General features: G+C 60.1%; 9 protein-coding genes and 1 riboswitch. Of the genes, 4 read left to right on the plus strand and 5 right to left on the minus strand.

Translation table 11 applies throughout. The features are described 5' to 3' along the window. Positions 1–4 precede the first annotated feature (4 nt). The 3 genes from AO388_RS00225 to AO388_RS00235 all read right to left on the minus strand — a co-directional run bounded on the left by AO388_RS00225 (position 5) and on the right by AO388_RS00235 (position 2,328). The gene (locus AO388_RS00225; RefSeq protein WP_003342804.1) at positions 5–964 is read right to left on the minus strand and encodes an AAA family ATPase; all 960 of its coding nucleotides are present in this window, start codon (positions 962–964) and stop codon (positions 5–7) included. Positions 965–1,173: 209 nt separating this feature from the next. Further along, the gene (locus tag AO388_RS00230) at positions 1,174–1,920 is read right to left on the minus strand and encodes an amidohydrolase family protein (RefSeq protein WP_058415888.1); all 747 of its coding nucleotides are present in this window, start codon (positions 1,918–1,920) and stop codon (positions 1,174–1,176) included. Positions 1,921–1,968: 48 nt separating this feature from the next. Next, positions 1,969–2,328 carry a hypothetical protein gene (locus AO388_RS00235; protein ID WP_004414094.1) on the minus strand — a complete coding sequence of 120 codons (360 nt, stop codon included), beginning with the start codon at positions 2,326–2,328 and terminating at the stop codon, positions 1,969–1,971. Between the two features lie 367 nt (positions 2,329–2,695). Between AO388_RS00235 and AO388_RS00240 the strand changes: the two genes are divergently transcribed. Next, the gene (locus tag AO388_RS00240) at positions 2,696–7,552 is read left to right on the plus strand and encodes an NAD-glutamate dehydrogenase (protein WP_004414092.1); all 4,857 of its coding nucleotides are present in this window, start codon (positions 2,696–2,698) and stop codon (positions 7,550–7,552) included. A gap of 84 nt (positions 7,553–7,636) precedes the next feature. Here AO388_RS00240 and mntP read toward each other — a convergent pair whose 3' ends face one another. Continuing rightward, a complete protein-coding gene (gene mntP, locus AO388_RS00245; protein WP_004414091.1) occupies positions 7,637–8,206 on the minus strand; it encodes a manganese efflux pump MntP in 570 nt (189 codons plus the stop codon). A 6-nt stretch (positions 8,207–8,212) separates the two neighbouring features. Then, a riboswitch (yybP-ykoY riboswitch) is annotated at positions 8,213–8,378 on the minus strand. Positions 8,379–8,485: 107 nt separating this feature from the next. Continuing rightward, positions 8,486–11,086 (minus strand): bifunctional aconitate hydratase 2/2-methylisocitrate dehydratase, encoded by a 2,601-nt coding sequence (gene acnB, locus AO388_RS00250; protein ID WP_004414089.1) that lies wholly within the window; start codon positions 11,084–11,086, stop codon positions 8,486–8,488. Between the two features lie 402 nt (positions 11,087–11,488). Here acnB and AO388_RS00255 point away from each other — a divergent pair, with 402 nt between their 5' ends. The 3 genes from AO388_RS00255 (at position 11,489) to AO388_RS00265 (ending at position 13,297) form a co-directional block, all read left to right on the plus strand. Further along, positions 11,489–11,959: a DUF1289 domain-containing protein gene (locus AO388_RS00255; protein WP_002554470.1), complete on the plus strand. Its 471-nt coding sequence runs from the start codon at positions 11,489–11,491 to the stop codon at positions 11,957–11,959. Positions 11,960–12,043: 84 nt separating this feature from the next. Beyond that, positions 12,044–12,655 carry a tRNA-(ms[2]io[6]A)-hydroxylase gene (locus AO388_RS00260; protein WP_003368536.1) on the plus strand — a complete coding sequence of 204 codons (612 nt, stop codon included), beginning with the start codon at positions 12,044–12,046 and terminating at the stop codon, positions 12,653–12,655. Positions 12,656–12,808: 153 nt separating this feature from the next. After that, positions 12,809–13,297 carry a MarR family winged helix-turn-helix transcriptional regulator gene (locus AO388_RS00265; protein ID WP_003368537.1) on the plus strand — a complete coding sequence of 163 codons (489 nt, stop codon included), beginning with the start codon at positions 12,809–12,811 and terminating at the stop codon, positions 13,295–13,297. Positions 13,298–13,337: the final 40 nt, after the last annotated feature.

Here is a 13,337-nt window from a genome sequence, read left to right on the forward strand (position 1 = left end):
GGGGTCAGGCGACGGCCACGACGTCGAGGATGCGCTGAATCACGCGATCCTGATCGATACCGGCCGCTTCGGCCTCGAACGACAGGATGACCCGGTGGCGCAAGACATCGAACAGCACCGCCTGAATGTCTTCGGGGCTGACGAAGTCGCGTCCGGCCAGCCAGGCATGTGCACGGGCACAGCGGTCCAGCGAGATGGAACCCCGCGGGCTGGCACCGTAGGCAATCCATTCGGCCAGTTCCGGGTCGAACTTGGCCGGGGTACGGGTGGCCATGACCAGTTGTACCAGGTATTCCTCGACCGCATCGGCCATGTACAGGCCAAGGATTTCCTTGCGTGCGGCAAAGATCGCCTGCTGGCTGACGCGACGCTCCGGCTTGGTTTCGCCGTTCAGGGCTTCGCCACGCGCCTGTTGAAGGATCTTGCGTTCGACGGCGGCATCCGGGAAGCCGATCTTGACGTGCATCAGAAAACGGTCGAGCTGGGCTTCGGGCAGCGGGTAGGTGCCTTCCTGCTCGATGGGGTTCTGGGTCGCCATGACCAGAAACAGCGGCGACAGGTCGTAGGTGCTGCGCCCGACACTGACCTGCCGTTCGGCCATGGCTTCGAGCAACGCCGACTGGACCTTGGCCGGCGCACGGTTGATTTCGTCGGCCAGCACCAGGTTGTGGAAGATCGGCCCTTGCTGGAACACGAAGCTGCCGGTTTCCGGGCGATAGATCTCCGTACCGGTGATGTCGGCAGGCAGCAGGTCGGGGGTGAATTGAATGCGGTGAAACTGGGCTTCGATGCCTTCTGCCAGCTCCTTGATGGCTTTGGTCTTGGCCAGGCCGGGAGCGCCTTCGACCAGCATGTGGCCGTCGGCAAGCAGAGCGATGAGCAGGCGTTCGATCAGCTTTTCCTGGCCAAGGATCTGCGTTGAAAGAAAAGTTCGCAGCGCAATCAGCGCTTCACGATGTTCCATCGGTGACGGTTCCTGGCAGGGCGAACAGCGGTGTCTGGTGACTGCTGAGCTGGGGGCGATACTTTAATCCATCCAGGCAGGTATCGACTAACGACTACCGCGTTTTTTATTGCATTTAGAGAAGTGCCTGTCATTTATGCAGGTATTGTCCTACATGATACATAGGTATCCATGTAGGAAGGCTGGCTATGGCTCTCGGAACCACGGCGTCAGAGTCGATAGAAGTCCGCCGCGTTTTCCCACAGCGCCTGACGGGCGCCGCTTTCGCCCAGTGCGTCGATCAACAGTTCGATATCGTCAGGCCTGAAGCGGCGGGGTGCGCGGGTCGACGGCAGGTCGGTGCCGAACATCAGGGCATTCGGGTTGGCGGCGTGGATATCCCTGAGCGCCTCGCGCACCGGAAAGTCAACACGCCCGAAACCACAGGCCTTGACCCGAACACCGTGCTCGGCAAGGCGCAGGAGCACGGGCAGCCCTTCGGCACTCAACCCCAGGTGATCGATGCTGATGGCAGGTAGTTTGCGCAGGCGTGTTTCGATGGGCGCCAGTTCTCGCGAGTCGATATACAGCTCGGAGTGCCAGCCTGCGTGTTCATGGACACGCAAGGCCAGTGCCTCCAGCTGGTCGAGCTGCTCCGAGCCGCCGCGCTTGAGGTTGAAGCGCAAGGCGCGCACGCCTGCCGCGTTCAGGTTGTCCAGCTCTGCATCGGTGACGCTGGCGGGCAATTGCGTGACACCGACGAAACCCGGTCCCAGCAGGCGCAGGGCCTGAAGAAGATATCCCTGATCAAAGCCCTGAAAGGAACCGGACACCACCGCGCCGCCCTGAACGCCCAGCGGCTGGACCGTCGCAAGGTAGTCAGCGACACCGAACGGCTCCGGTAGATAGCCGTTATTGGCGATCAGTGGGAAATGCGGGTCGATGATGTGGCAGTGGGCGTCGAAAATGCGGTTCATGACACACTCCTGTTCGGCGAAGTACTCACTCTAGCGCTTTTTTGATCATCAGCTGATTGTGCTGGTGTACTCACCGACGTTTTCGAGAATGACCTGTAACGTTTGGTGAACGTCCTGCAACTCGCCTGCATCGGTGGCGTGGAGAATTTCGTACTGATGGTGGCCATCGAGCTGCTTGGCGTCCTGCGTGTCGATTTCCACCAGCAGGCGCTCGGCACTGAAGGTGACTTTCAGGCTGGACACACTCAGGGACTTGTCGTCGCTGACGGTGATTTCCACTTCGTTCTCGTCCGGGAAGCGGGTCAGGGAAAACAGCATGCCGTTTTCTGCGTGGCAGCAGAGCAGCGCCATATCGTCATATTCGTCGTCGCACGGGTTGGCGATGAGGCTGGCGGTCTTGATTTGCATGGGTGGCTCCGGGTCTGTCCAGGTAAGGCGTGAGTGAATTTTGCGAGTCCCGGGCAAATAATGTCGGGCGATATTGGCACCATCGTGCGCAGTGTATCGCGACCTGATGACCGAATATGTCGCAGCCTCGTAAGCAGTGTGCGCTCAGCTCTCGTTAAGCTGCGTGACGGACAAGTGGTGTACGGTGTCGGGTGCGCGTAGCGTTTTTTCACTCCAATGTACAAATGTGACTACCCTGACACGGCGCGCGTTACTACTTTAGCTTTACACTCGATCTGGTGATGCCCACGCGATTGGATGCAAGGGCACCCCGGTTTCAACACCTTCTTCAAGCCTCCCCAATAAAAGCCAAAGCGGAGTACCACAGATGGCGTTCTTCACCGCAGCCAGCAAGGCCGACTTCCAGCATCAACTGCAAGCGGCACTGGCTCAGCACATCAGCGAACAGGCACTGCCACAAGTGGCGCTGTTCGCCGAGCAATTCTTCGGCATTATTTCCCTCGACGAACTCACCCAGCGGCGGCTTTCCGACCTGGCAGGCTGCACCTTGTCCGCATGGCGCCTGCTGGAGCGTTTCGAACATGCTCACCCGCAGGTCCGGGTCTACAACCCCGATTACGAGCGCCACGGCTGGCAATCGACTCACACTGCCGTTGAAGTGCTGCATCATGACCTGCCGTTTCTGGTCGACTCCGTCCGCACCGAGCTGAACCGCCGCGGCTACAGCATCCACACCCTGCAGACCACCGTGCTGAGCGTGCGTCGCGGCGCTGCTGGCGAATTGCTCGAGCTGCTGCCCAAAGGCACCGCCGGCGACGACGTGCTGCAGGAATCGCTGATGTACCTGGAGATCGACCGCTGCGCCAACGTCAGCGAGTTGAACGTGCTGGCGCGCGAGCTGGAGCAGGTGCTGGGCGAAGTACGCGCTGCCGTCGAAGATTTCGGGCCGATGAAAGCGCGTCTGCACGAGCTGCTGGCCAGTATCGATGCCAACGAGTCCAACACCGACGTCGAGGAAAAAGCCGAGATCAAGGTCTTCCTGCAATGGCTGGTGGACAACCACTTCACCTTCCTGGGCTACGAAGAGTTCGAAGTGCGTAACGACGCCGAAGGCGGCCAGTTGGTCTACGACGAGTCGTCCTTCCTGGGGCTGACCCGACTGCTGCGCCCTGGTCTGACCCGCGAAGAGCTGCACATCGAAGACTACGCGGTGAAATACCTGCAGGAACCGGTGCTGCTGTCGTTTGCCAAGGCGGCGCATCCAAGCCGCGTGCACCGTCCGGCGTACCCGGATTACGTTTCGATCCGGCAGATCGACGCGTCGGGCAAGGTCATCAAGGAATGTCGTTTCATGGGCCTGTACACCTCGTCGGTGTATGGCGAGAGCGTGCGACAGATTCCGTACATCCGTCGCAAGGTCGCCGAGGTCGAGCGTCGCTCCGGTTTCGACGCCAAGGCGCACCTGGGCAAGGAACTGGCGCAGGTCGTCGAAGTGCTGCCACGTGACGACCTGTTCCAGACGCCGGTGGACGAATTGTTCACCACGGTCATGTCGATCGTGCAGATTCAGGAGCGCAACAAGATTCGCGTGTTCCTGCGCAAGGACCCGTACGGGCGTTTCTGCTACTGCCTGGCCTATGTGCCGCGCGACGTGTACTCCACCGAAGTGCGCCAGAAGATCCAGCAGGTCTTGATGGATCGCCTCAAGGCCAGCGATTGCGAGTTCTGGACGTTCTTCTCTGAATCGGTGCTGGCGCGGGTGCAGTTGATTCTGCGCGTAGACCCGAAGATCAATCTGGAGATCGACGTCGCCCAGCTGGAAAACGAAGTCATTCAGGCGTGCCGTTCGTGGAAGGACGACTACGCCAGTCTGGTGGTTGAAAGCTTCGGTGAAGCGCACGGCACCAATGTGCTGGCCGACTTCCCGAAAGGCTTCCCGGCTGGCTACCGCGAGCGTTTTGCGGCGCATTCGGCAGTCGTCGACATGCAGCACGTACTGAGCCTCAGCGAAGCCAATCCGCTGGTGATGAGCTTCTACCAGCCACTGGCCGGTGGCCGCCAGCAATTGCATTGCAAGCTGTATCACGCCGATACACCGCTGGCCCTGTCCGACGTGTTGCCGATTCTGGAAAACCTCGGCCTGCGGGTGCTGGGCGAGTTCCCGTACCGCCTGCATCATGCCAACGGTCGCGAGTTCTGGATTCATGATTTCGCCTTTACTTACGGCGAAGGTCTGAACCTCGATATCCAGCAGCTCAACGACACCCTGCAGGATGCGTTCGTGCACATCGTGCGCGGCGATGCCGAAAACGATGCGTTCAACCGTCTGGTACTCACCGCCGGCCTGCCGTGGCGCGACGTGGCACTGCTGCGTGCCTATGCGCGCTATCTGAAGCAGATTCGTCTGGGCTTTGACCTGGGTTACATCGCCACCACGCTGAACAACCACACCGACATCGCCCGCGAGCTGACGCGTCTGTTCAAGACCCGGTTCTATCTGGCGCGCAAGCTGGGTTCCGACGATCTTGACGACAAGCAGCTGCGTCTGGAACAGGCGATTCTGACTGCGCTGGACGACGTGCAGGTGCTCAACGAAGACCGCATCCTGCGTCGTTATCTGGACCTGATCAAGGCAACCCTGCGGACCAACTTCTATCAGGCCGATGCCAACGGGCAGAGCAAGGGCTACTTCAGCTTCAAGTTCAACCCGCGCCTGATCCCCGAGTTGCCCAAGCCGGTGCCCAAGTTTGAAATCTTCGTTTATTCGCCGCGTGTCGAAGGCGTGCATCTGCGCTTCGGCAACGTGGCGCGTGGCGGCCTGCGCTGGTCGGACCGCGAGGAAGACTTCCGTACCGAAGTGCTGGGCCTGGTAAAAGCCCAGCAGGTGAAGAACTCGGTCATTGTGCCGGTAGGTGCCAAGGGCGGCTTCGTGCCGCGTCGCCTGCCGACCACCGGCAACCGCGACGAAGTGCAGGCCGAGGCAATCGCCTGCTACCGCATCTTCATCTCCGGGCTGCTGGACATCACCGACAACCTCAAGGAAGGCGCGCTGGTGCCGCCGGTCAACGTCGTGCGGCATGACGACGATGACCCGTATCTGGTGGTGGCCGCCGACAAGGGCACGGCGACGTTCTCCGACATCGCCAACGGCATTGCCATCGATTACGGCTTCTGGCTGGGTGACGCCTTCGCTTCCGGTGGTTCTGCCGGTTATGACCACAAGAAGATGGGCATCACCGCCAAGGGTGCCTGGGTGGGCGTACAGCGTCACTTCCGTGAACGTGACATCAATGTGCAGCAGGACAGCATCAGCGTGATCGGTATCGGCGACATGGCCGGTGACGTGTTCGGCAACGGCCTGCTGATGTCTGACAAGCTGCAACTGGTCGCAGCGTTCAACCACCTGCACATCTTCATCGATCCGAATCCGGACCCGGCCAGCAGCTTTGCAGAGCGTCAGCGCCTGTTCAATCTGCCGCGCTCGTCCTGGACCGACTACGACACCAGCATCATGTCCGCTGGCGGCGGGATCTTCCCGCGCAGCCTGAAGAGTATCGCCATCACCGAACAGATGAAGGCGCGCTTCGATATCAAGGCCGACAAGCTGACCCCGACCGAACTGCTGCATGCGCTGCTCAAGGCGCCGGTCGATCTGTTGTGGAACGGCGGTATCGGCACGTACGTGAAGTCCAGCGAAGAATCGCATGCCGATGTGGGCGACAAGGCCAACGATGCGCTGCGCGTCGACGGCAACGAGCTGCGCTGCAAGGTGGTGGGCGAGGGCGGCAACCTGGGCATGACCCAGCTGGGCCGTGTCGAGTTCGGCCTCAATGGCGGCGCGACCAACACCGACTTCATCGACAATGCGGGCGGTGTGGACTGCTCCGACCACGAAGTGAACATCAAGATCCTGCTCAACGAAGTGGTGCAGGCCGGTGACATGACCGAGAAGCAGCGCAATCAGTTGCTCGAAAGCATGACCGATGAAGTAGGCCACCTGGTGTTGGGCAACAACTACAAGCAGACCCAGGCGTTGTCGCTGGCAGCCCGTCGCGCTTACGAGCGGATTGCCGAATACAAGCGTCTGATGAGTGACCTGGAGGCGCGTGGCAAGCTTGATCGTGCCATCGAATTCCTGCCTGCCGAAGAGCAGATTGCCGAGCGGATTGCAGCCAAGCAGGGCTTGAGTCGTGCCGAGCTGTCGGTGTTGATCTCGTACAGCAAGATCGACCTCAAGGAAGCGTTGCTGGAATCCCGTGTGCCGGATGACGACTATCTGGCGCGTGATATGGAAACCGCGTTCCCGCCTTCGCTTGGCGCCAGGTTTTCCACAGCCATGCGCGGCCATCGTCTGAAGCGCGAAATCGTCAGCACGCAGATCGCCAACGATCTGGTCAACCACATGGGCATCACCTTCGTGCAGCGGCTCAAAGAGTCGACCGGCATGAGCGCTGCTGCGGTGGCCGGTGCCTACGTGATCGTGCGTGACATCTTCCACCTGCCGCACTGGTTCCGTCAGATCGAGGCGCTGGACTACAAGGTTTCGGCGGAAATCCAGCTGGCGCTGATGGATGAGCTGATGCGTCTGGGGCGTCGAGCCACGCGCTGGTTCCTGCGCAGTCGTCGCAATGAACTGGACGCTGGCCGTGACGTGGCGCACTTCGGTCCGCACCTCGCTGCACTGGGCCTCAAGCTTGACGAGCTGCTGGAAGGGCCTACCCGCGAGATGTGGCAGACCCGTTATCAGGCGTATGTCGAAGCCGGTGTGCCGGAACTGCTGGCGCGCATGGTCGCCGGTACGACACATCTGTACACGCTGTTGCCGATCATCGAAGCCTCCGACGTGACCGGGCAGAACGCTGCCGATGTCGCCAAGGCGTACTTTGCCGTTGGCAGCGCGCTGGACATAACCTGGTACTTGCAACAGATCAGCAGCCTGCCGGTGGAAAACAACTGGCAGGCGCTGGCGCGTGAAGCGTTCCGTGACGATGTCGACTGGCAACAGCGGGCAATCACCGTGTCTGTTCTGCAGATGGCCGACGGTCCTTCGGAAATCGACGCGCGTCTGGCCCTGTGGCTGGAACAGCATGCTCTGATGGTCGAGCGCTGGCGTGCCATGCTGGTCGAACTCCGTGCGGCAAGCGGTACGGATTACGCGATGTACGCGGTTGCCAACCGCGAGCTGCTGGACCTGGCCATGAGCGGGCAGGGCATCACCGTGTAATCGGGCTGTAAAAGTTGTACCCATAAAAAACCCGCATCGAAAGATGCGGGTTTTTTTGTCTGCTCGACGCGTTCTGTAAGTCGATTACAGCGCCGACAGATGCTCGTAAAGAATCGTTGCACCGACCACGATCAGTACGATACCGCCAACGATTTCAGCGCGTTTGCCGACCATGGTGCCCAGTACCCGGCCCAGCATCACGCCGATGGTGACCATGACGGTAGTCGCCAGGCCGATGGCCAGGGCGGCAACCACGATATTGACGTCGACAAATGCCAGGCCTACGCCGACCGCCAGTGCATCGATACTGGTGGCGAATGCGGTGACGGCAAGAATCCAGAAAGAATGCTGCCCCGGCTTTTCCTGCTCTTCGTCATCGTCTTGCTTGATGCCGTTGTAGATCATGTGCAGGCCGAGCACCAGCAGCAGAGTGAAAGCGATCCAATGGTCCCAGCTCTCGGCGAAGCGCGCAGCCACCTGGCCGATACCCCAGCCTATGACTGGCGTGATGGTTTCGATGGCGCCGAATATGAGGCCCGTGCGCAATGCTTCGAGAAAGCGCGGTTTATGCAGGCTTGCTCCTTTACCAAGGGCCGCAGCAAAGGCGTCCGTGGACATGGCAAGCGCGAGAAAGAGGAGGGAAATCGGATTCACGGTTATATCCAGTCGGGCTATGAGTCAACGACGCAACCACACGCCCGACTTTAGGCATGGATGCATCGTTGGTCTCGCCAACCAGAAGGTGTTCGCACCACGGCATGCTGCCGAGAATGTTGATGCGAACGCTCTGTGACCGGAGTCAAGAGCAGGCTACTCCCCAACAAGGGCCGCCACTATAGCCATGTGAATGTGAAAAATATATGTACGTGTTCGATTGAGGGCAAAAAAAACCCCATCGCGAGGATGGGGTTCTTATGGTGCCTGCTTTCGTGCTTACACTTGAACGGCCGGGATGTTGGCGTTCGCAGCGGCTTCACGGAACTCGGCGATCTGATCGAAGCTCAGGTAGCGGTACACGTCCGCTGCCATGGTATCGATCTGGTTGGCGTAGCTCATGTACTCTTCGACCGTCGGCAGACGACCCAGAATAGACGCAACGGACGCCAGCTCGGCCGAGGCCAGATAGACGTTCGCGCCGTCACCCAGTCGGTTCGGGAAGTTACGGGTCGACGTCGACACTACGGTCGAGTTCGGTTCCACGCGTGCCTGGTTACCCATGCACAGCGAGCAGCCCGGCATTTCCATGCGCGCGCCAGCCTTGCCGTAGATGCCGTAGTAGCCTTCTTCGGTCAACTGGTGAGCATCCATCTTGGTCGGCGGCGACAGCCACAGACGCGTCGGCAGCTGGCCCTTGACCTGATCCAGCAACTTGCCCGCAGCGCGGAAGTGGCCGATGTTGGTCATGCAGGAGCCGATGAACACTTCATCGATCTTCTCGCCCTGTACCGAAGACAGCAGGCGGGCATCGTCCGGGTCGTTCGGCGCGCAGAGCACAGGCTCCTTGACGTCGGCCAGATCGATTTCGATGATTTCGGCGTACTCGGCGTCCTTGTCGGCTTCCAGCAGCTCCGGGTTGGCAACCCAGGCTTCCATCGCCTGAGCACGACGCTCCAGAGTGCGCGGATCACCGTAGCCCTGTTCGATCATCCAGCGCAGCAGGGTGATGTTCGAATTCAGGTATTCGATGATCGGCTCTTTGGCCAGCTTGATGGTGCAACCGGCAGCCGAACGCTCGGCAGAGGCGTCGGACAGCTCGAAAGCCTGTTCGATGCTCAGGTTGTCGAGGCCTTCGATCTCCAGGATGCGACCGGAGAATGCGTTCTTCTTGCCTTTCTTCTCTACGGTCAGCAGGCCAGCCTGAATCGCGTAGTAGGGAATGGCGTGAACCAGGTCGCGCAGGGTGATGCCAGGTTGCATCTTGCCCTTGAAGCGAACCAGGATCGATTCAGGCATGTCCAGCGGCATGACGCCCGTTGCAGCGGCGAACGCCACCAGGCCGGAACCGGCCGGGAAGGAGATACCGATCGGGAAGCGGGTGTGCGAGTCGCCACCGGTACCGACGGTGTCCGGCAGCAGCATGCGGTTCAGCCAGCTGTGGATGATGCCGTCGCCCGGACGCAGGGAAACGCCGCCGCGGGTCATGATGAAGTCAGGCAGCGTGTGGTGCGTCTTGACGTCGATCGGCTTCGGATAGGCTGCGGTGTGGCAGAACGACTGCATGACCAGGTCGGTCGAGAAGCCCAGGCACGCCAGGTCTTTCAGTTCGTCGCGGGTCATCGGGCCAGTGGTGTCCTGGGAGCCGACGGTGGTCATCTTCGGTTCGCAGTAGGTGCCCGGACGAACGCCCGCTACGCCGCATGCCTTGCCGACCATCTTCTGCGCCAGGGTGTAACCCTTGGTGCTTTCAGCTGGCTGGTCAGGGGTCTTGAACAGGTCGAACTCCGGCAGGCCCAGTTCGGCGCGCGCCTTGCTGGTCAGGCCGCGGCCGATGATCAGCGGAATACGGCCGCCAGCGCGGACTTCGTCGAGCAGCACCGGGGTCTTCATTTCGAAGGTGGTGATGACTTCGTCGCTGTCGTGCTTGCAGACCTTGCCAGCGTAGGGGTAGACGTCGATCACGTCACCCATGTTGATGTTCGAGACATCGAATTCGATTGGCAAAGCGCCAGCATCTTCCATGGTGTTGTAGAAGATCGGAGCAATTTTGCTGCCGAAGCAGAAACCGCCGGCACGCTTGTTCGGGACGTAAGGGACGTCGTCGCCGAAGAACCAGAGTACCGAGTTGGTTGCCGATTTACGCGAGGAACCGGTACCGACCACGTCACCGACGTAGGCAATCGGGAAGCCCTGACCGCGCATTTCTTCGATCTGCTTCATCGGGCCGATGGCGCCCTGGACGTCAGGGACGATCCCGTCACGGGCCATTTTCAGCATGGCCAGTGCGTGCAGCGGGATGTCTGGACGCGACCAGGCATCAGGAGCAGGGGACAGGTCGTCGGTGTTGGTTTCGCCGGTGACCTTGAAGACGCGCAGGCTGATCTTGTCGGCCAGCGTCGGACGCTTCTTGAACCACTCGCCGTCGGCCCAGGACTGCAGGACAGCCTTGGCGTGGGCATTGCCGTTCTTGGCTTTTTCGGCCACGTCGTGGAAGGCGTCGAACATCAGCAGGGTGTGCTTGAGTTGTTCGGCAGCGACTGGCGCGAGGGTGGCGTCGTCGAGCAGTTCAACCAGGGTGACGATGTTGTAGCCACCTTGCATGGTGCCGAGCAGTTCGGTAGCGCGTTTTTTGTCGATCAGGGGAGAAGTGGCTTCGCCCTTGGCCAGGGCAGACAGGAAACCGGCCTTGACGTAGGCAGCTTCGTCAACGCCTGGCGGAACGCGATTGGTGATCAGGTCGACAAGGAAAGCTTCTTCGCCAGCCGGGGGATTCTTCAGCAGCTCGACCAGGCCTGCAGTTTGTTCGGCGTTAAGCGGCTGGGGCACGATGCCCTGGGCGGCACGCTCTTCGATATGTTTACGGTAGGCTTCAAGCACAGTATTAACCCTCATCAGTGGTCCCAAATGGGTGTCCGGGACGCTCATCCAGAAACCGCCCGTACCCACGCAAGGCTTATTGAGCCTTGTTGGCAGGGTAGCGGTGATTCCTAACAGAAGCTGTTTTCAAAGTTTTACGCCTGCAGGGCGGGGGGAGTGGCGGTCGACACGGCCATTCGTGATGAGGGAATGGCCTGTCGACGCCGCACTGCGGGATTAACTTGACTGTGCTCGTGACGCTTTGAAAACAGCTTCCAACGGACATTGGCGCCTTAAAAGGCTCGCTGATTCTACGCCAAAACTTTGCCGAAGGTAAGTTAGCCCCTACATCTTCGGGGGTGAACTTGCTTAGACAAAGGGCTAACATGAGCCCCTGTTTCGCCTTCCCCAGTCCTGCCTGACATGCCCGATTACATTATCAAAACCCCCTGCGTCGGCCTTTGCTCCACTGTTTACGGGGATCTGGTGTGCCGTGGCTGCAAGCGCTTCCACCACGAGGTCATCCACTGGAACGGCTATAACGAGGATGAAAAAAGAGCGGTCTGGCTGCGTCTGGAGCAACTGCTGGTCCAGGTGATGACTGCCAAGCTCGAAGTCTTCGATGCCGACAAGCTGCGTGCGCAGCTGACCCAGCGCAAGATCCGCTTTGTGCCACACCAGTCCGAATACTGCTGGGCTTACCAGTTGATCGCCCGTGGCGCACGGGTCATCAGCCAGGTCGAGGCCTACGGTTTCGTGTTGTTGCCGGAGTTTCGCGACTGGACGCTGCCGGAACTGCGCGATGCCATCGACCGCGAGTTTTTCCTGCTCTCCGAGGCGCACTATCAGCGCTATATCGCGCCGGGCTTTCTGCGCGACGCATTCGGCGCCTGACAAAACCGGCATGCTTTTGTGTCGCGAGGTACCGTGGCTCCTCGTATAATGCGCGGCCGTGCCTCTCCGTCATTCTGTGAGCCTATGTACCCGATCCCTGAAATCGAAGCCTTTCTGCTTTGCCGCACCCCCGACAGCTGGGTCCAGGCCGCGCTGCGCAATCTGGACATCCTGCTGATCGACCATGCGAACAACGAGAAGAAGGCCGCCGGGGCTGCGTTCCAGTTCATGTTTCAGTACAACGACAAGTTCGACCTGTTGAGCAAGATGTCGCGTCTGGCCCGGGAAGAGCTGCGCCACTTCGAGCAAGTCATCAGCATCATCAGAAAGCGCCAGATCCCCATGGCCAACATCAGCTCGGCCCGTTATGCCGGAGCGCTGCGCAAGCTGGTGCGTAATCACAACCCCTACCGGCTGACCGATGCGCTGATCGTCGGTGCCATCGTCGAGGCTCGTTCCTGTGAGCGATTCGCCGCGCTGGTGCCGCATCTTGACGAAGAGCTGGCCAAATTCTATGGCGGTCTGCTGAAGTCCGAAGCGCGGCACTTTCAGGACTACCTCAAGCTGGCTTACAGCTATGGCGACAAGGCTGATGTCGATGCCAAGATCGAGGAGATCCGTCTGGCCGAGCGTGAGCTGATCGAAAGTCCTGACGAAGAGTTCCGCTTTCACAGTGGCGTCCCTGTCGCCGCCTGATTCCTCTCGCACGTCCGCCCCCCAAAACGACCGCCTTGCCAGCGGTCGTTTTTTTATGGGGATTTAGTAAGCACGCTAATAAATGCTTTGACAACGGCTGCCTAGGCAGTAATATTTTGCAATCACTGCCTAGGCAGCTATCTGGGTCAATCCGTGAAACATTTCAGCCCCGACAATTTCGAATCCAGCCTCATCGGGCTGCTGGTCGGTCGTACCAATGCGCTCAAAGACCGCATGCTCGACAAGTACCTGCTGCCCTATGACGTGACGTTCGCGCAGTTCAAGGTGCTGATCATCATTGCCCAGTTTTCTACCGATACCCCCGTGGAATTGTGTCGGCACCTGTCACTGGACAGCGGTTCGATGACCCGCATGCTCGATCGTCTGGAACAGAAAGGGCTGGTGGTGCGCAAGCGCTCCGCGACCGATCGTCGTCAGGTGCGTCTGGCGCTGACCGAGCAGGGACAGGCGCTTTCCGATCTGTTGCCGCAGATTGGCGCCGACGCGATGAATGACACGTTCGCCGCGCTCGACAGTGAAGAGGTCGAGAGCCTGAAAAGAATTCTCACCAAGGTGCTGGTGGCTGCCGATGACCACATCACCCTGACTCGTTTGAGCTTCAACCCCAAAGCTAAAAGCTGAGCAGCCGACGTGTTGGCAGGCGTGAGCCTGATCGCCGTCG

The organism is Pseudomonas sp. ICMP 10191 (assembly GCF_001467335.1).
GTDB classification, from domain to species: Bacteria; Pseudomonadota; Gammaproteobacteria; order Pseudomonadales; family Pseudomonadaceae; genus Aquipseudomonas; species Aquipseudomonas cerasi.

Coding starts and splice junctions, on each gene's coding strand:
- AO388_RS00240 (WP_004414092.1), top strand. CDS start 2,696: ATGGCGTTCTTCACCGCAGCCAGCAAGGCCGACTTCCAGCATCAACTG.
- AO388_RS00230 (WP_058415888.1), bottom strand. CDS start 1,920: ATGAACCGCATTTTCGACGCCCACTGCCACATCATCGACCCGCATTTC.
- AO388_RS00225 (WP_003342804.1), bottom strand. CDS start 964: ATGGAACATCGTGAAGCGCTGATTGCGCTGCGAACTTTTCTTTCAACG.
- AO388_RS00255 (WP_002554470.1), top strand. CDS start 11,489: ATGCCCGATTACATTATCAAAACCCCCTGCGTCGGCCTTTGCTCCACT.
- AO388_RS00260 (WP_003368536.1), top strand. CDS start 12,044: ATGTACCCGATCCCTGAAATCGAAGCCTTTCTGCTTTGCCGCACCCCC.
- AO388_RS00235 (WP_004414094.1), bottom strand. CDS start 2,328: ATGCAAATCAAGACCGCCAGCCTCATCGCCAACCCGTGCGACGACGAA.